General features: G+C 73.2%; 16 protein-coding genes. 13 read left to right on the forward strand and 3 right to left on the reverse strand.

Annotation, left to right across the window (positions count from 1 at the left end):
• The first annotated feature begins 132 nt into the window (after nt 1–132).
• The 11 genes from ATL41_RS07530 to ATL41_RS07575 all read left to right on the forward strand — a co-directional run bounded on the left by ATL41_RS07530 (nt 133) and on the right by ATL41_RS07575 (nt 11,875).
• Nucleotides 133–615, forward strand: coding sequence for a hypothetical protein (locus ATL41_RS07530; protein ID WP_098457930.1), 483 nt, complete (start codon nt 133–135; stop codon nt 613–615).
• Nucleotides 616–703: 88 nt separating this feature from the next.
• The gene (locus tag ATL41_RS07535; protein ID WP_245854681.1) at nt 704–1,531 is read left to right on the forward strand and encodes an HNH endonuclease family protein; all 828 of its coding nucleotides are present in this window, start codon (nt 704–706) and stop codon (nt 1,529–1,531) included.
• A 150-nt stretch (nt 1,532–1,681) separates the two neighbouring features.
• Nucleotides 1,682–3,295, forward strand: a complete 1,614-nt coding sequence (locus ATL41_RS07540; protein ID WP_098457931.1) for an ABC transporter substrate-binding protein — start codon at nt 1,682–1,684, stop codon at nt 3,293–3,295.
• A 24-nt stretch (nt 3,296–3,319) separates the two neighbouring features.
• Nucleotides 3,320–4,273, forward strand: a complete 954-nt coding sequence (locus ATL41_RS07545; protein ID WP_098457932.1) for an ABC transporter permease — start codon at nt 3,320–3,322, stop codon at nt 4,271–4,273.
• Nucleotides 4,270–5,157: an ABC transporter permease gene (locus tag ATL41_RS07550; RefSeq protein WP_098457933.1), complete on the forward strand. Its 888-nt coding sequence runs from the start codon at nt 4,270–4,272 to the stop codon at nt 5,155–5,157. Before ATL41_RS07545 ends, ATL41_RS07550 begins: the two co-directional genes overlap by 4 nt.
• Nucleotides 5,154–6,875, forward strand: a complete 1,722-nt coding sequence (locus ATL41_RS07555; RefSeq protein WP_098457934.1) for a dipeptide ABC transporter ATP-binding protein — start codon at nt 5,154–5,156, stop codon at nt 6,873–6,875. The genes ATL41_RS07550 and ATL41_RS07555 overlap by 4 nt, the downstream gene beginning before the upstream one ends.
• On the forward strand, nt 6,868–8,544 hold the full coding sequence (locus ATL41_RS07560) for an amidohydrolase (RefSeq protein ID WP_245854683.1): 1,677 nt from the start codon (nt 6,868–6,870) through the stop codon (nt 8,542–8,544). The genes ATL41_RS07555 and ATL41_RS07560 overlap by 8 nt, the downstream gene beginning before the upstream one ends.
• Nucleotides 8,545–8,548: 4 nt before the next feature.
• Nucleotides 8,549–9,235, forward strand: a complete 687-nt coding sequence (locus ATL41_RS07565) for a GNAT family N-acetyltransferase (protein WP_098457935.1) — start codon at nt 8,549–8,551, stop codon at nt 9,233–9,235.
• Nucleotides 9,236–9,303: 68 nt separating this feature from the next.
• The gene (locus ATL41_RS07570; RefSeq protein WP_169924515.1) at nt 9,304–9,933 is read left to right on the forward strand and encodes a 3'-5' exonuclease; all 630 of its coding nucleotides are present in this window, start codon (nt 9,304–9,306) and stop codon (nt 9,931–9,933) included.
• 152 nt (nt 9,934–10,085) lie between these two features.
• Nucleotides 10,086–10,574, forward strand: coding sequence for a helix-turn-helix transcriptional regulator (locus ATL41_RS13170; RefSeq protein WP_169924516.1), 489 nt, complete (start codon nt 10,086–10,088; stop codon nt 10,572–10,574).
• Nucleotides 10,571–11,875 carry a HipA domain-containing protein gene (locus ATL41_RS07575; protein WP_169924517.1) on the forward strand — a complete coding sequence of 435 codons (1,305 nt, stop codon included), beginning with the start codon at nt 10,571–10,573 and terminating at the stop codon, nt 11,873–11,875. The genes ATL41_RS13170 and ATL41_RS07575 overlap by 4 nt, the downstream gene beginning before the upstream one ends.
• Nucleotides 11,876–11,914: 39 nt before the next feature.
• Here ATL41_RS07575 and ATL41_RS07580 read toward each other — a convergent pair whose 3' ends face one another.
• The 3 genes from ATL41_RS07580 to ATL41_RS07590 all read right to left on the reverse strand — a co-directional run bounded on the left by ATL41_RS07580 (nt 11,915) and on the right by ATL41_RS07590 (nt 16,977).
• Nucleotides 11,915–12,412, reverse strand: a complete 498-nt coding sequence (locus ATL41_RS07580; protein ID WP_098457938.1) for a M15 family metallopeptidase — start codon at nt 12,410–12,412, stop codon at nt 11,915–11,917.
• A gap of 219 nt (nt 12,413–12,631) precedes the next feature.
• Nucleotides 12,632–15,772 carry an AAA family ATPase gene (locus ATL41_RS07585; protein WP_098457939.1) on the reverse strand — a complete coding sequence of 1,047 codons (3,141 nt, stop codon included), beginning with the start codon at nt 15,770–15,772 and terminating at the stop codon, nt 12,632–12,634.
• Nucleotides 15,772–16,977 carry an exonuclease SbcCD subunit D gene (locus ATL41_RS07590; protein WP_098457940.1) on the reverse strand — a complete coding sequence of 402 codons (1,206 nt, stop codon included), beginning with the start codon at nt 16,975–16,977 and terminating at the stop codon, nt 15,772–15,774. The genes ATL41_RS07585 and ATL41_RS07590 overlap by 1 nt, the downstream gene beginning before the upstream one ends.
• A 191-nt stretch (nt 16,978–17,168) precedes the next feature.
• Between ATL41_RS07590 and ATL41_RS07595 the strand changes: the two genes are divergently transcribed.
• Nucleotides 17,169–18,284: a hypothetical protein gene (locus tag ATL41_RS07595; protein WP_098457941.1), complete on the forward strand. Its 1,116-nt coding sequence runs from the start codon at nt 17,169–17,171 to the stop codon at nt 18,282–18,284.
• 73 nt (nt 18,285–18,357) lie between these two features.
• On the forward strand, nt 18,358–19,179 hold the full coding sequence (locus ATL41_RS07600) for an NYN domain-containing protein (RefSeq protein WP_098457942.1): 822 nt from the start codon (nt 18,358–18,360) through the stop codon (nt 19,177–19,179).
• The last annotated feature ends 217 nt before the right edge of the window (nt 19,180–19,396 follow it).

Genomic DNA, 19,396 nt, shown 5'->3' on the forward strand with positions numbered 1-19,396 from the left:
GTGACCTGTGCGTACGCCGCCGCGAGCGTGCTTTCACCCGGTAACGGATGGATGAATTCTCATTCCTAGGGATGATGACTCAGTCGGCCCTGCGCGCCAGAATCGCAGGGACAGACGGAACCAGGGGGCTCCATGAGTGGCAACAGCATCGTCATGAACGTGCGCCGAGATCGCGCGTCGACCACGCTCACCGCAGCGGGCCGCAGCACGCGGACGCGGCTGCGCTCTCGGGTCGTCGCCGCCGCGCTCGGCATCGAGGTCCTCGCGGCCGGGTGGCTGATCATGGTGCTCGCGTCCCGCGCGATCGCCGCAGCCGGTCTCGACGGGACCGCGAGCGCGGGCGTCCTGTCCCGGACCGCGGTGATCGTCGCGGCGATCGTCCTCGCGGGTGCGCTCGCGTCGACGGCCGAGGCCCTGTGGACGGGTCGTCTGACGCGGACGCCAGCCGTGGTGCACGCGGTGCGCACGTGGGCGGCAGCGCTCGTCGTCGCGGCGCACGCCGTCACGACGCTCGGTGCGCTGACCCGCGAGTCGTGGCTCGTCGCGCTGGTCTCGGCCGCGGTCTGCGCGGCCGTGGTCGTGACGTGGTCGGCCGAGCCGGGCGTGCGCAGCTAGCCCGCCCACAGCGCGCGGCGACGGTCGTCGACGCCGTCGCTCCGTCGGTGTGCGCCCGCGTGTCGGTCGGATCGACCATCCTTGTCCGGTGCCGACCGTCGCTCTCTCCCCTGCGCGCTCCCGCCGCCCGTCCGGCCGGGGCGGCTCCCGCCCGCGCAGGCAGCCCGGCCGCGGCCGGGCGCCCCGAGGCCGGGCCCGTGCACGACGTCGCGCGCTGCGGTTCCTGCTGAGCGTCGCCGTCCTGCTCGCCGCGGTGCTCGCCGCCCTGCTGCTCGGCGACCGGAGCACGGGGACGACGTACCCCGTGACCGCCGCACAGCTCGCGCAGGCGCGCGCCGACCTCGCCGCACTCCCTGTCGTCGACACCCCTCGCGCGCCCGCGTACGACCGCGACGCCTTCGGGCCAGCGTGGGCCGACGTCGACCGCAACGGCTGTGACACCCGCAACGACGTCCTCGCGCGCGACCTGACCGCCGTGACCTTCAAGCCCGGCACACGGGACTGCGTCGTCCTCAGCGGCCGGCTCGCCGACCGCTACACGGGGCAGGGCATCGACTTCCGCCGCGGGCAGGACACGAGCTCGCTCGTCCAGGTCGACCACGTCGTCGCGCTCGCCGACGCCTGGCGCTCGGGCGCGCACGCGTGGACGGCCGAGGAGCGCACGCGCTTCGCGAACGACCCGCAGAACCTGCTCGCTGTCGACGGGGCGGCCAACCAGGACAAGGGTGCGGCGTCGGCCGACGCGTGGCTCCCGCCACAGCGGGGCTACCGCTGCCGTTACGTCGCGACGCAGGTGTCCGTGAAGGCGCGCTGGGCGCTCAGCGTGACGACCGCGGAACGGCGCGCGATCGCGCGGACGCTCGACTCGTGCGTCACCGTCGAGACGCAGATCACGTCGGCCCATCCACATCTCTAGACTCCGCCGCTCTAGTTTGGAGGAACGGCGCGCAGCGCTGTACTTTCACCGGACCCAGCCCCCCGCTGCGCTACGCCGGCGCGCTGGCCCCCCTGACGCTCGACCCCCCTCGCACGAGCGCCACGCAGCACCCGAAAGGACACCCGTCCCATGTCGCTCCGCCTCACGCGACCCGCGTCCCGCGCGCTCGCCACCTCGCTCGCCCTCGGCGTCGTCCTGGCCCTCGGCGCGTGCGCGCCGACCAAGAACGACGCGGCACAGCCCGCGGCGAGCGCCGCGCAGGCCGACCCGAACAAGACGCTCGACCAGATCACGGTCGGCATCAACGGGTCCCTCTCGACGCTCAACACCGCGCAGACCGGGATGATCCTCAACTACTACGTCGGCACGTCCTTCGCCGAGGGCCTCGTCGGCGTCGACGCCGAGGGTCAGCTCGTCCCCGCGCTCGCCGAGTCGTGGACCCAGCCGGACGACACGACGTGGGTCTACCAGCTACGCGACGCCAAGTTCTCCGACGGCACGCCCGTCACCGTCGAGGACGTCATCTTCTCGATCAACCTCTTCCGTGACGCCGAGAGGTCCCCCTCGACCGCCTACTACTGGCCCGAGCTCGAGAGCGTCGAGAAGACCGGCGACCGCGAGATCACCATCAAGCTCGCCGGCACGAGCGCCACGTTCGGGTGGACGCCGTCGGCCGCCGCAGGGCTGTACGTCACGTCGCAGAAGTCCTACGAGGCCGCGACCGCGTGGGGCTCCGCGCAGGACCTCCTCGTGACCACCGGCCCGTTCAAGGTCACCGAGTTCGCGCCCGACTCGCACGTCCAGCTCGAGCGCAACGCCGACTACTGGGGTGCCGCACCCAAGGCCGAGAAGCTCCGCTTCGACTTCATCACCGACGACTCGACGCGCCTCCTCGCGTTCCAGGAGGGCAAGCTCGACCTCGCGCTCGGCGTGCCGGTCGACCAGGTCGCCCAGTGGGAGAAGGCCGAGGGCGCCCGCATCGAGACCGTCTCGAACCTCTCGTACCAGGGCCTGACCTTCGACTCCAACCTCGCGCCGTTCGACGACGTCCACGCGCGCAACGCCGTCGCGCACGCGATCGACCGCACCGGCGTCGTCGACGGCATCCTCAAGAGCAACGCCGAGGTCGCCACGGGCATCACGTCGCCCGAGCAGCTCGCGCTCAACGTCGGCGCCGAGGCCGCCGCGTCCGCCGTCGCAGGCCTGCCGCAGAAGGAGTTCGACCTCGACAAGGCCAAGGCCGAGCTCGCGCAGTCGGCGACGCCCGAGGGCTTCACCGTCTCGCTGACCTACCCGGACTCCGACCCGAACCTCGGCAAGGTCTCGCTCGCGCTCGCCGAGAACCTCAAGGAGCTCGGCATCACGCTCGACGTCAAGGAGATCCCGTCCTCGCAGTGGGGCGCCGAGCTCGGCAACGGCGAGCAGCCCGTCTCGTGGATGAGCTACACGCCGCCGGTCCCGACCGACTGGCCGACCGACTGGCTGCTCGGCGAGTGGAACCCCGCGCTCTTCAGCGACCCGGCGATCTTCGAGCTGCAGGCCAAGGCCGCGACGACGACCGACCCGGCCGAGCGCGTCGACTCCGTGATCGAGGCGACCCGCCTCGCGCTCGAGGAGACCTACTACGCTCCGGTGTTCTGGGGGACGTCGACGACCGCGGTCGGCCCGCGCGTCGTCGCCGAGGACTTCACGTCCTACTTCTTCCTCACCAGCTGGCCCGGACGCATCGCCGCCACGAGCTGATCCCTCCGAGCAGGACCGAGACACATGACCGTCGCTCGTTTCCTCGCGCGGCGCCTGGCCACCCTGGCCGCGCTGCTCGTCGTGCTGTCGTTCATCGTGTTCTCCCTGCTCTACGTGGCGCCGGGCGACATCGTGAAGAACCTCCTCGGGACGCGGCCCGCCGCGCCCGAGACGGTCGCCGCGATCCGCGCCCGGTACCACCTCGACGACCCGTTCCTCGTGCAGTACTGGAAGTGGCTCGGCAACGCGCTGACCGGTGACCTCGGCGAGTCCGTGCGCACGAGCGTCCCGGTGACGCAGATGTTCGGCGACCGCATCGGCGTGACGCTCCTGCTCACCGGCCTCGCCGCGCTCCTCGCGCTCGGCTTCGGGGTGCCGCTCGGTATCCGCGCCGCGCAGCGGCACGGTTCCGCCGTGGACCGCGGCATCGTCGCGACGTCGATCGTCGGGATCAGCGCCCCGGGCTTCGCCGTCGGGCTGCTGCTGCTCTACGTCTTCGCGGTCATGCTCGGCTGGTTCCCGCTCTACGGGCTCGGCGAGCCGGGCCTCGACCGGCTGTGGCACCTCGCGCTGCCCGCCGTGGCGCTCGCGCTGGGCGTCGGGGCGATCGTCGTGAAGATCACGCGCACCGCGGTGCTGCGCGAGCTCGGTGAGGACTACGTCGCGTTCGCCCGCTCGCGCGGGCTCGCGCCGTCGGCCGTGCGGTCGATGTACCTGCGGAACGCGGCGACGCCGATCGTCACGAGCACCGGGCTCGTCCTCGCGGGTCTGTTCGGCGGCTCGGTGCTCGTCGAGACGACGTTCGCCCTGCCGGGCCTCGGTGTCCTCCTCGCGGACTCGATCACGTTCAAGGACATCCCCGTGGTCCAGGCGCTCACGCTCGTCATCGCCGCGTTCATCGGGGTGACGACGGCGCTCGTCGACCTCTTCGCGGTGCTCGTCGACCCGCGCGTGCGTCGCGCACGGGTGGCCCGATGAGCGGGCGCCGGCCCGGCGCGGGTGCAGTCGCACGCGCCACGCGGGCCCTGCGCCGCCTGCCCGGCGTCGTGACGGTCTCCGCGCTCGTGCTGCTCGCCGTCGTCGTGCTTGTGGTGCTGCCTGCCGCGGAGGGCGCGCTCGCGCAGGACATCACGCTCGGCGCGACCCCGGCCGGGACGCCTGGCCACCTGCTCGGCACCGACTCCCTCGGCCGCGACGTCCTCGCCCTCACGCTCGCGGGAGCGCGCTCGGCCGTCGTCGGGCCGGTCGTCGTCGCGCTCGGGTCGATGCTCATCGGCGTCCTCCTCGGCACGCTCGCGGGGTACCGCGGCGGGTGGGTCGACGCGGTCGTGTCGCGCTACGTCGACCTCACCCTCGCGATGCCTGCGCTGCTGCTGGCGATCGTCGTCGCGGGCGTCGTCGGCGGCGGGTACTGGGTGACCGTCGCGGTGCTGGTCGTGCTGTTCTCCCCCGGCGACACGCGGCTCGTGCGGTCTGCCGTGCAGCAGCACGCGCACCGGCCGTACATCGAGTCGACGCGCGTCCTCGGGCTGCCCGCGTGGCGCGTCATGACGCGGCACATCCTGCCGAACGTGCGACCGCTCGTGCTGACCAACCTGTTTCTCAACGTCGCGTACGCGCTCGTGAGCATGTCGGGGCTGTCGTACCTCGGTCTCGGCGTCGCGCCGGGCGACGCCGACTGGGGTCGCCAGCTCGCCGACGGCCGCGCGATCCTCTTCGACAACCCCGCCGCATCCGTCGTGCCGGGGCTCGCGATCATCGTCACGGCGACGGCCGTGAACCTCGTCGGTGACTGGCTCGCGGAGCGCTTCGAGCAGGGCGACCTGAGCGCGGGCGAGATCGAGACGGAGGTGCGCGCATGAGCACCGCCTTCCTCGAGGTGCGCGGGCTGACGGTCCGCGCGGGCGAGCGCGTGCTCGTCGACGGCGTCGACGTCGCGGCGGAGCGCGGGCGCACGCTCGGCGTCGTCGGGGAGTCCGGCTCCGGCAAGTCGATGCTCGTCAAGGCGCTCACAGGCCTGCTGCCGACCGGCGTCACCACGACGGGTGCCGCCCTGCTCGACGGCATTCCCGTGAACCTGGCCGCGTCCGAGCGCGCCTGGGGGCGGGTGCGCGGGCGCAAGGTCGTCCTCGTGCTGCAAGACCCGTTCACGTCCCTCGACCCGCTGCACCGGTGCGGCTGGCAGGTCATGGCGTCCTCGCCGACGCGCGGGCGCGCCGCCCGCCGCGCCGAGGTCGTGCGCCGGCTCGCCGAGGTGGGCCTGCCCGCGCGCGTCGCGCGGCAGTACCCGCACGAGCTCTCGGGCGGCATGCGCCAGCGCGTCGCGATCGCTGCGGCGCTCGCGTCCGACCCGCAGCTGCTCATCGCCGACGAGCCGACGACGGCCCTCGACGTCACGACCCAGCGCGAGATCCTCGACCTGCTCGCCTCCCTCCAGCAGGCGCGCGGCATGACGCTCGTCCTCATCACCCACGACCTCGGGCTCGCCGAGGAGCGCTGCGACGACCTCGTCGTCATGCGCGCGGGCACGATCGTCGAGCGCGGCCGCGCCGCCGACGTGTTCGCCGACCCGCAGCACCCGTACACGCAGGCGCTCTCGGAGGCCGCGCGCGGGCGCGTCCGGACGTCGGGCGAGCGCGCCGAGGCACCCGTCGCGCTGCGCGCGAGCGGCCTCGTCAAGCAGTTCCGCGGCGCGGACGAGCGAGCGGTCGACGACGTCACGATCGAGGTGCGCGACGGCGAGTGCGTCGGCGTCGTCGGCGAGTCCGGCTCGGGCAAGACGACCGTCGCGCGCTGCGTCGTCGGGCTCGAGACGCCCGACGAGGGCACGATCGAGGTGCGCGCGCCCGGCGCCGACGGCCTCGCCGCGACGACGGCGCTCACGCCCGCGCAGCGGGCGCGAGCCGTCCAGATCGTCTTCCAGGACCCGTACTCGGCGCTCAACCCCGCGCTCACGATCGGCACGATGCTGCGCGAGGCGCTCGACGTCGCGGCACGCGGAGAGTCGGGAAGCGGGGACGCGGGACGCCCCGGTGAGCGGCGCACGGTCGACGAGCTGCTCACGATGGTCGGCCTGCCGACGTCGTACGCGCGACGCCGACCCGCGCGCCTCTCGGGCGGCGAGCGGCAACGGGTCGCGATCGCCCGCGCGCTCGCACCCGCGCCGCGCGTCCTCGTCTGCGACGAGTCCGTCTCCGCGCTCGACGTGTCGGTCCAGGCGCAGGTCCTCGACCTGCTCGCCCGGCTGCGCGCCGAGCTCGGCCTGACGATCCTGTTCATCTCGCACGACCTCGGCGTCATGCAGCAGGTCACCGACCGCGTGTACGTCATGCGCGCCGGCAAGGTCGTCGAGACCGGGCCGACGGCGCAGGTGCTGCGCGAGCCCGAGCACCCGTACACGCGCACCCTGCTCGACGCGGTCCCGGGTTCGCCCGGCGGTCCCGCCCACCAGACCACGGCCGGCGACGAGCCTGCCGCCGCGAGCGCCGCCTTCTCCCCGAGCGCTGCCGAGGCCGACGCCGACAAAGGCGCTACCCCCGACAGCGCCTCCCCGACCGCCGCGGAGGTACCCGGTGACTGACTCCCGCCCTGCCGCCGTCCTCCTCGTCGGAGGCATGGTGTTCGACGGCGACCCCGCCTCGGCGTCCAGACCTGCGTCGGTCGCGGTGCGCGACGGGCGAATCCTCGCCGTCGGCCCCGAGGCCGAGGTGCGGGGGCTCGCCGGGCCGGGCACGCGCGTCGTCGACCTCGCCGGACGCTTGCTGACGCCGGGCTTCCAGGACACGCACGTCCACCCGATCCTCGCGGCGAGCATGGACCGTCGCCTCAACGTGCTGCACGAACGCACGCTCGACGGGACGCTCGAGGCGATCCGCGCGTATGCCGTCGCGCACCCCGAGGACGAGTGGGTCACCGGCTGGGGCTGGAACGCCGACCTGTTCGACGGCGGCCTGCCGACGCGGGAACAGCTCGACGCGGTCGTGCCCGACCGCCCCGCGCTCATCCACCGCGGCGACGGTCACGCGGCGTGGGCGAACTCGCTCGCGATCACCGCAGCGGGCCTGGACGACGACGGCACCGGGCGCCCGGTCGCCGACCCGCCGGGCGGGCGGGTCGAGCGTGACGCCGACGGACGGGCGGCGGGCGTGCTGCAGGAGTGGGCGACCGACCTGGTCGAGCGGCTCATCCCTGAGCCCGACGTCGAGAGCCTGCAGCGGGACCTCGTCGCCGGCCAGCGGGCGCTGCTCGAGGTCGGCATCACCGCCTGGCAGGACGCGTCCGTGCTCGAGGCCGACCAGCAGGCGTACGAGCGTGCCGAGGCGGCCGGCGAGCTGCTCGGCACGGTCGTCGGCGCGCTGCGCTGGGACCACCGCCGCGGCATGGAGCAGGTCGCCGAGCTGGTCGCGCGGCGTGCGCGCTCGCGCGGGAGCCGCTTCCGGCCGACGTCCGTGAAGATCATGGTCGACGGCGTCGTCGACGGGTCCCTGACCGCCGCGATGATCGACCCGTACCTCGACGCCGACGGCTCGGTGAGCGACAACAGCGGCGACACGTACTTCGAGCCGACCCAGCTCGACGAGATCGTCGCGGCGCTCACTGCCGAGGGCTTCCAGACGCACTTCCACGTCATCGGCGACCGCGCGGTGCGGCTCGCGCTCGACGCGCTCGAGCGCGCTGCAGCCGCCCACCCTGAGCGGGTCGACGCCGCAGGCCGACTCACGACGCGGCCGATCCTGTCGCACGTGCAGGTCGTACACCCGGACGACCGTGCGCGCTTCGCCCGCGTGGGCGCCGTCGTCTCCGCGCAGCCCCTGTGGGCGAACTGCGAGGACGTGCAGACCGAGCTGACCATCCCCTTCCTCGGCGACGAGCGCACGACCTGGCAGTACCCCTTCGCGTCGCTCCAGCGGGCGGGCGCCGTCCTCGCGGGCGGCTCCGACTGGCCCGTCTCGACACCGGACCCGGTCCAGGCGATCCACGTCGCCGTGAACCGCAGCCTGCACGGCGAGGACCGACCCGCGCTCGGCCCGGACGAGGCGATCACGCTCGCGCAGGGACTGGCCGCGTACACCTCGGGCGCGGCCTGGGCGAACGGCCTCGACGACGTCGCCGGGCGGATCCTGCCCGGGTACGTCGCCGACCTGGCGGTCGTGGACCGCGACCTGTTCGCCGTGCCCGCCGAGGAGATCGGTGCGGCCCGCGTCGTGCAGACGTGGCTGGGCGGGGTCGTCGTCCACGGCGAAGAATGACCGTATGAGGCCCTGCACCATCGAGCCCGTCACCAGCCTCGAGGAGCGCGCGTCCCTGTTCGACGCGGTCCTCAGTCCGTCGTTCGGCCCGGAGGAGCTGCCGCCGCGCGACCGGTTCCTCGCGTGGACCTCGGGCGACGATCTCGAGGTGCTGCTCGCGACCGACGCGGAGACGGGCGAGACGCTCGGCTGCGCGGTCGTCGCGCTGGGGCAGGGCACCGACGTGATGGCGCTGCTCGCGTGGCTCGCGGTGCGTCCGGGCGAGCGCGGGTCGGGCACGGGCGGTGCGCTGCTCGACGCCGCGATCGACGCCGCACGCGCGGGCGGCGCGCACCTGCTGCTCGCGGAGGTCGAGGACCCGCGCAAGCACGCGGCGTCGGCCGATCACGGCAACCCGTGGCGCCGCCTGGGCTTCTACGCGCGGCACGGCCTCGTGATCCTCGACGTCCCGTACTTCCAGCCGGCGATCGCGCCCGGTCAGGAGCGTGTCCGGGACATGCTGCTCCTCGCAGCTGTCCTGCGCGACGGCGCGGACTCGCCGACGGTGCTGCGCCCGGCTCTCGTCACCTTCCTCGAGGCGTACGTGCCGCGCCTCGACGGCACCGACCCGGAGCACGACGCGCTGCTCGCGGCGGCCGCGGAGGTCACCGCTGAGCCGCTCGCCGACGCGCTGGAGCGCGCGGGGCACTAGGAGATCCGCGGGAATCCGCCACGGCGGGTCTGCGCGGTCGTGTCACAGCGTCGTGGCAGCATCGAGACGTGCCTGGATATGCCGTGATCGACACCGAGACGACGGGGTTCTCCCCGCGCACCGGTGACCGTGTCATCGAGATCGCGGTGGTGCGGCTCGACGGCGCCGGCGAGGTCGTCGACACGTGGGAGACGCTGCTCAACCCCGACCGCCCGGTGGGTCCGACGCACGTGCACGGCCTGACGGCTGCTGACGTCGAGCATGCCCCCCGCTTCATCGAGGTCGCCGAGCACGTCGCCGCGCTGCTGGCGGGCCGCGTCGTCGTGGGGCACAACGTGGACTTCGACCTGCGGTTCCTCGAGCACGAGTTCCAGCTCGCCGCCTACCCGTTCCGCGTGCCGGGGCGGCTGTGCACGCAGCAGCTCGCGAAGACGCACCTGCCGGGGCCGAAGCGCACACTCGCGGTGTGCTGCGAGCAGGCGGGCGTGATCAACGAGCATGCGCACTCGGCTCTGGGCGACACGATCGCGACCGCGGAGCTGTTCCGGTACTTCCTGCGTCAGCACCCCGTCGGGGTCCCGTGGGCGGACGTGCTCGCGGCTGCCGAGCTGACGGCGCCTGCGGACGACCTGTTCGCCGAGCTGTTCGACGTCGCGCTCACCGCGCCTCGAACGCTCTCGCGGTCCGCGCTCGCCTGAGGGACCTGCCCGTCCTTCTGACCCGCTGTTCCCGCTGACTCCCATGTCAGGTTTCCCCGACAGCTGGGCGCGTGTCGTGTTCACATGACATTATCTGCCAGTTTTCTCTGACATTCGTTACGATGTCACTGAAACATGACAGGAGGATCGCGATGCGTGTCATCACGACCGACGACCTCGGGGCGCTCGTGCGCCAGGAGCGCCACGACCAGGGCCTGACCCAGGCCGAGCTCGCCGAGCGCATCGGCACCACCCGCCAGTGGGTCAGCCAGTTCGAGTCCGGCGCCCTCAACCCGCGCGTGAGCCTCGTGCTCGCTGCCCTCGCCGCGCTCGATCTCGACCTCGATGTCCGGTCGAGCAAGGCCCGAGCGGCCGACCGGAGCCTGTTCGATGTGGGGAAGTTCCGCGAAGCCCTCACGGGGCAGATGCTGGCCCGCGTGGGTGCGCGGACGGTCGGGTCCTTGACTGCGGATTCGCTCCGCGAGCAGGTCCCGAGCATCGCCGCCACCACGCTGTCCAGGACCGGCTCGACAGCGGCGAAGGACGCTGTGCGGCGGATCGTCGACGAGCAGGCCGAGAGACTTCGCGCGCTCGAGGCCCTCCGAGCCCTGCCGCCCCAGCCCGAGGATTCCGAGCAGTGAGCCGCCCGCGCCAGCTCGACGTGCACCTGCACGGCACCCGCGCCGCCGTCATCACGGAGACACCGGCCGGCCTCGTCCTCGACTACGAGCCCGCGTACGTCTCCGCCTTCGGCGACTACCCGCTGTCCTTCTCTCTGCCGATGACCTCCCGCCGGCACAAGGGCGATCGCGTCACGAACTACCTCGACAACCTCCTGCCCGACAACGGCGAGGTCACGCGCGAGTGGGCCCGCATTCACGGGGCGAAGTCCGCCCGGCCCTTCGACCTGCTGTGGCACGTCGGCGCCGACTGCGCGGGGGCCGCCTCGTTCTTCCCGCACGACACCGACCCGTCCGAGGCGGGCGCGCTCGAGCCGACTGACGAGGCGACGATCGCCGAGCGCATCCGCGGCTTGCGCGCCCGCTCGAGCACCTGGGTCCCCTCCGACCACCCCGGGCGGTTCTCGCTCGGTGGCGCACAGTCGAAGTTCGCCCTGGCCCGCCACGGCGACCGGTGGGCGGTCCCCACCGGGGTCGTCCCCTCGACCCACATCTTCAAGACCGGAGTCGACGGCCTCGAATCCTCCGACGTGATCGAGTTCCTGACCATGCGCGTCGCGGCCGCGCTCGTGGGTCAGGTCGTGCCCGTCGCGCCCGTCGAGCTCATGTGGTTCGAGGATCAGCATGCTCTCGTCGTCGAGCGCTTCGACCGTCACGCGACCGACGGCGGCGTCCTGCGTGTGCACGCCGAGGACATGTGCCAGGTGGTCGGCGAGTCGTCCCTGCGCAAGTACGAGTCCCAGGGCGGGCCGGGCATCACGCGCGTCTTCACGGCGCTCGACCTGCTCCCTGCAGCGAACCGGGCCGAGGCTAAGCGCGCCTTCGCCGTGGCTCTCGCGTTCAACTGGGTGGCCGGCGGCACGGACGCGCACGCGAAGAACTACTCGTTGTACGTCGGCCCGTCCGCCACCCTCACGCCGCTGTACGACCTCGCGTCGTACGCCCCGTACGCAGCGCCGTTCTTTCCCCAGACCCGCTTGCCGATGTCGAGGGTCAAGATGCCGATGCGGGTCAGCGGCAACGAGCACTTCGGCGACGTGGATCGGGTGCACTGGCGCTCGATCGCGCGCGACGCGCAGATCGACCCGCGCGAGCTCGTCGAGATGATCGCGGCGATGGCGACCTACCTGCCCGCAGCGTGGGCGGGCGAGCTCTTCCATCTGGCCGAGCTCGACGAGTCCATGCTGACCCCGGTGGTCCTCTCCTCGACGAGCGCGCTCGCGGCGTGGTGCGACGAAGTGCTCAAGACGCTCGGGGCGTGAACTCCCGAGCGCTCGTCTCCTCGTCTCCGCCGGTACGGGTCAGCCGGCCTGCCAGGTCCAGTGCCAGGGCTCGCCTGAGATGGTCTCGAAGAACCCGAACGTCGGGGCGTGCTCGCGCATCCACATGAGCGCCTCGGTGTTGAGCGTGAGGTCGACGCTCGTGCCGTCGCCGTGCTCGCTCTCGCCGAGGGGTGCGGCGCGGCCGCCGTCCTCGAGGAGGCCGTAGAGGTCGATCATCTTGGCCTGCTCGGCGAGGTCGCGGTAGGCGGAGTTGACGCTGAGGTCGTGGCCGGCGTCGTGGGCGGCCTGCTTGAGCTGGGCGAAGGCGTCGGCGGCGGGGGCGATGAGCCGGTGGCCGGTCTCGATCTCGACGAGCCGGTCGTCGGGGATCCGGCCGTTGGTGTTCGCGGGTGCGGTCTGGCTCGCGGCGGCTGTGTCGGCCGCGTGCTCGCCGAGCAGGGTGCGGGCGGCGAGGACTCCTGCGGTGGCGATGACGGCGATGGCGAGGATGGCGAGCACGAGGCGGACGCGGGACATGCTGCGACGTTATGGCGTGGGGTTGCGGTGGGGCATCGTCCTGGGGTGTGACTGTCTCGCACGTCGGTGTCCACCCGTGAGTGGAGGCCTCGTCGGCAGTTGCGCAGGTCAGGGCCGGTTCTCCTGGGCGTCGCCCGGCCGCGCGGCAAGGACGCTGCCCCGCGGGGCCGCCTAGCTCTGTGCTCCCGGCTCCGGCTCCCGGCGCCTGGCACCGGGCCGTCAGGCTCCGGCGAGGACGGTGATGCGGGAGGAGCCGTCGGGGGCGCGGCGGACGCTGATGCGGTCGGCGATGGCGCTCTTCATGGCTTCGACGTGGGAGACGACGCCGACGGTGCGTCCGCCGGCGCGGAGCTTGCCGAGCTCGGCCATGACGAGGTCGAGGGTCGCGGGGTCGAGGGAGCCGAACCCTTCGTCGACGAAGAGGGTGCCGAGGTCGATGCCGCCAGACTCGGCGGTGACGACGTCGGCGAGGCCGAGGGCGAGGCACAGGGAGACGTAGAAGGTCTCGCCGCCGGAGAGGGTCGCGGGCTCGCGTGCGGTCTCGGTGGTGTGGTCGACGATGCGCAGGGAGAGCCCGAGGCGGCGGCCTCCGCGGGACTCCTTCTCGGTCGACCGCTGCACCTCGTACCGGCCGGAGGACATCTGGCGCAGCCGGTCGTTGGCTGCGGCGAGGACGTCGTCGAAGCGACGGGCGAGGACGTAGGTCGAGAGGGTCAGCGCCGCGGAGTTGTCGGCGGTCGCGGCGGACGCGAGGTTGGCCATGCGGATCACGGGGGCGAGCGCCTCGCGCTCGGCGCGGGAGGCGTCGAGGGCGGCCTGGACGCCTCCTGCGGCCGTGCGGGCGCGGCTGAGCGTGTCCTCGGTGAGCGCCACGAGGTGCTTGTCCTGCTCGAGCGCCTCGGCGGCTGCGGCGAGGACGGCCTCCGCCTGGGTGAGGGCGTCGGCGGTCTGGTCGACGGTGAGCTCGTCGGGGAGCGCGGCGATCTCGGGGCGAGCGAGCCCGTCGCGGACGGCGGCCTGCGCGTGCTCGACCTCGGCGACCTGCGCGGCGAGGCGTTCGTGCTCGGCCTTGTCGAGCGCCGCGGCCCGCGCGGCCGAGGCGTCGTCGAACTTCTCCTCGGCGAGCGCAGCCTGGGCGGCAGCGGCGAGGCGGGTGTGTGCCTCGTGGGCGCGGCGCTGGTCTGACGACGCCTCAAGCAGGTGCTCGAGCAGCCTGGACTGCAGCTCGAGGTCGTCCCGGACGTGTGCGAGCGTCACGCCGTCATCGTCCGCGTCGCGCGCGAGGTGGTCGGTCTCGGCGTCCGCGCGCGCCTCGCGCACCGCGTCGCGGTCCTGCTCGAGGACAGTGCGCTGCTCGGTGACGGCGGCGGCCTCGGCGGCGATCCGCGACTCGAGGGCGGCGGCTTCTGCGCGCATGCGGGCGGTCTCGGCGTCGTGCGCCTCGATCGCTGCGGTGACGGTCGCGAGCGTCGTGACGGCCGCCTCAGCCTCGGTGAGCGCGGCTCGCGCGGTCTCGACCGCGGCCAGCGCGTCGGCGGTGGTCGCGTCGCCGGCCGCGGCGCGGAGGCGGGCGAGCTCGGCGTCGAGGTGGGCGCGCGCGTCGCGTGCGTCGGCGAGGGCCCGTTCGGCGTTCTCGCGGTCTGCGGCTGCGGCGTCGACCTGTTCGGGGGAGACGTGGTCCGCGCCGACGGTCGCGGGGGCGGGGTGCTCGGTGCCGCCGCAGACGGCGCACGGCTCGCCGGGGACGAGCTGGGTCGCGAGCTCGCCGGCGATCCCGTCGATGCGCGCACGCCGCAGGCGGGCTTCGCGATCCACGGCAGCGGCTGCGTCCGTCGCGGTCTTGACGACGATCGCGTCAGCGGCCTCGATCGTGGGGGCGAGGGCGTCCACGGCGCGCGCTGCTGCGAGCCGGTTCTCGGCGGTCGTCAGCGCCCCGCGACGTGCGTCGACGAGCGCCGCCGTCGTGGTCGCCTCGCCCGCCTGAGCAGCGAGGACGAGGCGCTGCGCGGGCCGCTCGGCCAGAGCGGACTCGCTCGTGGCGAGCGCCTGTCGCAGCTCGGCAACCGCCTCGTCCCGTGCGTCGAGCGTCACCGCGCGCTCCGTGAGGCCGCGCTCGATCGTCACGAGGCGGCGCAGCTCCCCCGCGCGAGCGCGGCGCTCGTCGATCTCCGAGCGCAGCGTCTCGTCGCCGGGCACGGGAGCGTCGTCGCGTTGCGTCGCGGTGAGCCACGAATGCAGGACGGGGTGCTCGTGCGCGTCGACGAGCGCGTTCTCGAGGGTCGTCGCAGCCTTGGCGAGGGTGCCGGCGGCGAGCTCGAGCTCGTCGAGCCGGGGCAGCACGACGGCGGCGCGGCGGGCCGCGTCGAGGCGCTGCACGCGGGCAGCGTGCTCGGTCGCACCTGCGGCGAGCTCGTCGCGGCGGGCGTGCAGCTCGTGACGCGCGACGACGAGGCGGTGCGTCGTGACCGCGGCGACGTGCCTCTCGCTCGCCTCGCTGTGGGCCGTGGCAGACACCGCGCACGCGGCGGTGAGCCGCTCGTGCTCAGCGCCGAGCGTCGCGAGGTGGCCGTCGATCGCGGCCGTCAGCTCGGCGGCTCCGACGACCGACCCGGCGAGCCCTGCGACGGCGTCCCTCTCTTCCGGCTCGAGTCGCGCGGCCTCGATGAACGTCGCTGCGGCGCGGCCGATGCTCTGCTCGGCGGCGAGGACGCGGCGGTCCGCCTCCTTGCGCGCCTCGACGAGCTCGTTCTGGATGCGCTGGTAGATCTCCGTGCCGAACACACGCTGCAGGAGCGCGGAGCGGTCCTCGGGCTTGGCGCGCAAGAAGCTCGCGAACTCGCCCTGCGGCAGCACGATCGTCTGGACGAACTGCTCCCGGCTGAGACCGAGGATCCGGCCGATCGCGTCGCCGACCTCGTCAGCGCGGCTGCTGAGGAGCTGGCCGGGCGCCTGGTCGCCAGGGTCCCTGCTCGTGTCGAGCGCGTCGGCGTCCGCCGCAGAGAGCTGCCACAGGTTGACCTTGGTCTGCTGGCGCGTGGTGCCGGTGCCGCGCTGCTTGGGCCGGTCGTACGCGGGGCTGCGTCGCACCCGGTAGACGCCCGCGGGGACCTCGAGCACGAGGTCGACGAACGACTCGACCTCGGGACCGACGTGCGTCGACCGCAGCCGGTCGTCGCTCGCACCCGCGGACGCGACCTTGCCGTAGAGCGCGAAGACGATCGCGTCGATGATCGTGGACTTGCCCGCGCCCGTCGGGCCTTCGAGCAGGAAGAGACCACCTTCGGCGAGGCGCGCGAAGTCGATCGTAAACGCGTCCTTGAACGGCCCGATCGCCTGGATCGTGAGCGAGCGCAGCTGCATCAGGCGCTCCTCTCCGCGGCCAGCACGTTCTCGAGGGCTCGCCGCAGGACGGCCTGCTCCGCCTCGTCCGGAGCAGCAGCCTCGCCGCCTCCGCGCACGTGCGTCACGAAGTCGCAGCAGACGTCGAACGGGTCGGCCGCCGTCAGGTGCGGTGCATCCGCACCCTCGCCGACGCGCGCAGGCGGCTCGTGCAGCACCGCGAGCGCGTGCGGCAGCCGGGCCCTGACCCGGGCCACGAGGTTCTCGGGGCGGGCCGGGTCGGTCACGTGCACGCGCGTCCAGCAGTCGACGTGCTCCTCGCCGAGCTCGCCGAGGATCTCCTCGAGGGTCCCGCGGACCTCAGTCAGACGGCGCGGCACGGGCGCCGCGATCAGCTCAGGCTCGCCGTGCACACCGTCGGCGCGCAGGTCGACGACGACGCTCGACTTGCGGTGGTTCATCTCCGAGAACGAGTACGCGAGCGGCGACCCCGAGTACCGCGCGACCGTCCGCCGCCCGTCGAGGTCGGCGACCGGCACGCGCTGCGGGCCGTGCAGGTGCCCGAGCGCGACGTAGTCGACGCCGCGGAACACGCCCGACGGCACCGAGTCCACGCCGCCCACGCGGATGTCCCGCTCCGACTCGCTCGCCTCGCCGCCCACGACGAACGTGTGCGCCGCGAGGACCGACGGCACGGGCGCGCCCCCGCGCGCCCGCCGCCGAGCCATGTCCGCCTGCACCCGCTCCATCGCGGCGGTCGTGACCGCCTCGTGGGACCGGGCCAGCGGTCCGTCCTCGCTCGCGAGGACGTGCCTCGCGTCGTCCGGGTCCAGGTACGGCAGCGCGTACACGAGCGCACCCAGGTTCCCCTCGGCGTCGTGCAGCTCGACCGCCGTGCCCACGTCCCGCGAGCGCGCCCGCACGTGCAGGCCCTCGCGCATCAGGTCCGCACCGAAGCCGAGCCGCGCCGCCGAGTCGTGGTTGCCCGGCGACACGACGACCTGCGTCACCTCGAGCAGTCGGCGCAACGTGCCCGACAACAGCTCGACCGCCTCGACCGGCGGGATCGCCCGGTCGTACACGTCCCCGGCGACGACGACCGCGTCGATACCCTCCGCCCGCACCACCTCGACCAGGTGGTCCAGGTACGCCGACTGGTGGCCCAGCAGGTTGACGCCGTGGAGCGTCCGGCCCAGGTGCCAGTCGGAGGTGTGGAGGATCCGCATGCCACGCACGTTATCGGCTGCGGCTGACACGACCGGACAGGCCCGCCGCAACCGCGACAAACCGCCCCTCCGAAGGTGCGAACGGAGGCGCGAACGACACCCCGGAGGTTCAGTTTCGAGACAGGCGTGCCGATATCTGGGTACCCGCACCACGACCCGTGGCCGGGCCCCTGACGTAGAGGACGTGCACCGTGTTCTCGTTGAGAGAGATCCAGGCTCTGGACGAGTCCGACTTCCCGTTCCGCGAGGCGTGGGAGGCCGACGAGCCTCTCTACCGCGACGCCCCGCGGCTGGGTCGCAGCGTTCAGCTCCACACGACGCCCGACTGCCCCGACGCGCGCAAGGCCAAGCTCTTCGTGCCGTGGGACCTTCACCGTTCCGAGCCCGGCGCCGTGTGCAGGACGTGCGCGGTCGACGACTCCGACGAGCAGGTCGCGATGCGCCGCACCCCCGGCCTGATCGACGTCGTCCGCGACGTCGGCGCGTGGACCCGGGCGGTCGACGAGCTCCAGGGCGCCCACCACGAGCGCGCCCGCCAGGTACTCCTCGCTGACGCCCTCGACGTCCTGCGCTCCCCGTTCCTCGCCCGCGGCGCGACGTCCTGGATGCCGTTCGAGACGAACCGCGACGCCTGGAACGCGTGCGGCCTCGACCGCGGCACCTACGTGCGCGACTGGATCACCCGCAAGTACGACGAGGCGTGGGCGATGGTCTCCGCCGTGCAGAACGAGATCCTCCGCGAGCGCGACAAGGACGAGGAGAAGATGTGGGTGCTCATGAGCATGTCCCACGTCTTCGAGCCCGTCGCCGCGTGGACGCGCCCCTACACGCCGTCGCCGCGGTTCCGCATCGCTTCGCCGCCCGTCGCCGTCATGGACCAGATCCCGCCGCACCGCGACACGTTCCTCCTCGGCCCGTACGACGGCGAGCTCAAGAAGGACGTCTGGCAGACGTTCGTCGAGCTCCTCGACGCGCACGCGACCGGCCTCTTCGGCCTCGACCGTGACGAGGCGATGTACGACCACGTCCGGAGCCTGTTCGCCGCTGCGAAGCTCGCGGGCGACTACCCGCGCTTCAACCTCGCGCGCGAGCGTCGCCGCGAGGAGGAGTACCAGCGCGCGCTCGAGCGTGAGGCCGCGAAGGCGGCCAAGGAGGCCGCCGAGGCGGCTGCTGCGGCCGAGGCAGCAGCAGCCGGAACAGCCGGAGCCGACGGCGCGGGAGACCTGAGCGACGACGTCGTCCACGCGCCTGCCGAGGGGGACGCACCCGCAGCGCAGGCCGACGGCGAGGCGCTCGCCCCCGCGTGACCCACGCGTGACCCGCGCGGCCTGACCTGGCACGCGATAGCCTCGCAGCACCGCCCAGGGAAGGATCCGCCGCATGCCCCCCGCCACGCCCGAGTCACGGCCGCACGTCAACCTCGCCGTCCTCATCGACGCCGACAACGCCGCGCCCGCGATCGTCGAGGGATTGTTCGAGGAGATCGCGCGCTACGGCGTCGCGAGCGTCAAGCGCATCTACGGCGACTGGACCCAGCCCAACCTCGGCGGCTGGAAGAAGGTGCTCCTCGACCACTCGATCCAGCCGATGCAGCAGTTCGCGTACACGCACGGCAAGAACGCGACCGACAGCGCGCTCATCATCGACGCGATGGACCTGCTGTACACGGGCCGCTTCGACGGGTTCTGCCTCGTGTCGTCCGACTCCGACTTCACGCGCCTCGCGTCGCGCCTGCGCGAGGAGGGCCTGACGGTCTACGGCTTCGGTGAGCGCAAGACGCCGAAGCCGTTCGTCTCCGCGTGCGACAAGTTCATCTACACCGAGCTGCTGCGCGCGGACGCGCACCCGGCGGACGAGACGTCGGCCGACGCGACCGAGGCCCCCGCGAAGCCGACGCGGGGCACGAAGAAGGACAAGGGCGAGCCCACCGCGAAGGCGGAGCCGGTCAAGGAGGACACGAAGCGCGACGCAAAGGCGTCGCCCGTCCCGATCCGGCTCATCACGAAGGTCATCGACGACGTGTCGGACGACGACGGCTGGGCATCGCTCGCTTCCGTCGGGCAGAACCTTACGAAGCTGCGGCCCGACTTCGACCCCCGCCTCTACGGCTTCTCCAAGCTGAGCGCGCTCATGAAGGCGCAGCCGCGCATCGAGTCCCGTCAGAGCAACAAGCACATCGAGGTCCGCGTCCGCCAGCGCTGAACCGGCCGGGTGGCCGGCGCCCCGCTTCCGGCGCCCCTCCCCGCGGCGCGGCGCCCGCGCGACGGCGCCCCGCACCCCCGGCGCCACGCCGCACCGCCTCGCCGAGGCGGTGCATGCCGCACCGCGCCGCGCCACACGGCAGCGCCGCACGCTGAGTCAGTCAGTCCCAGCGCGAGTCCGTATGCCCCGACTGACGGAGTCGCGCGGGGACCGACGG

Origin of the sequence: Flavimobilis soli, from assembly GCF_002564025.1 — a bacterium.
GTDB classification, from domain to species: Bacteria; Actinomycetota; Actinomycetes; order Actinomycetales; family Cellulomonadaceae; genus Flavimobilis; species Flavimobilis soli.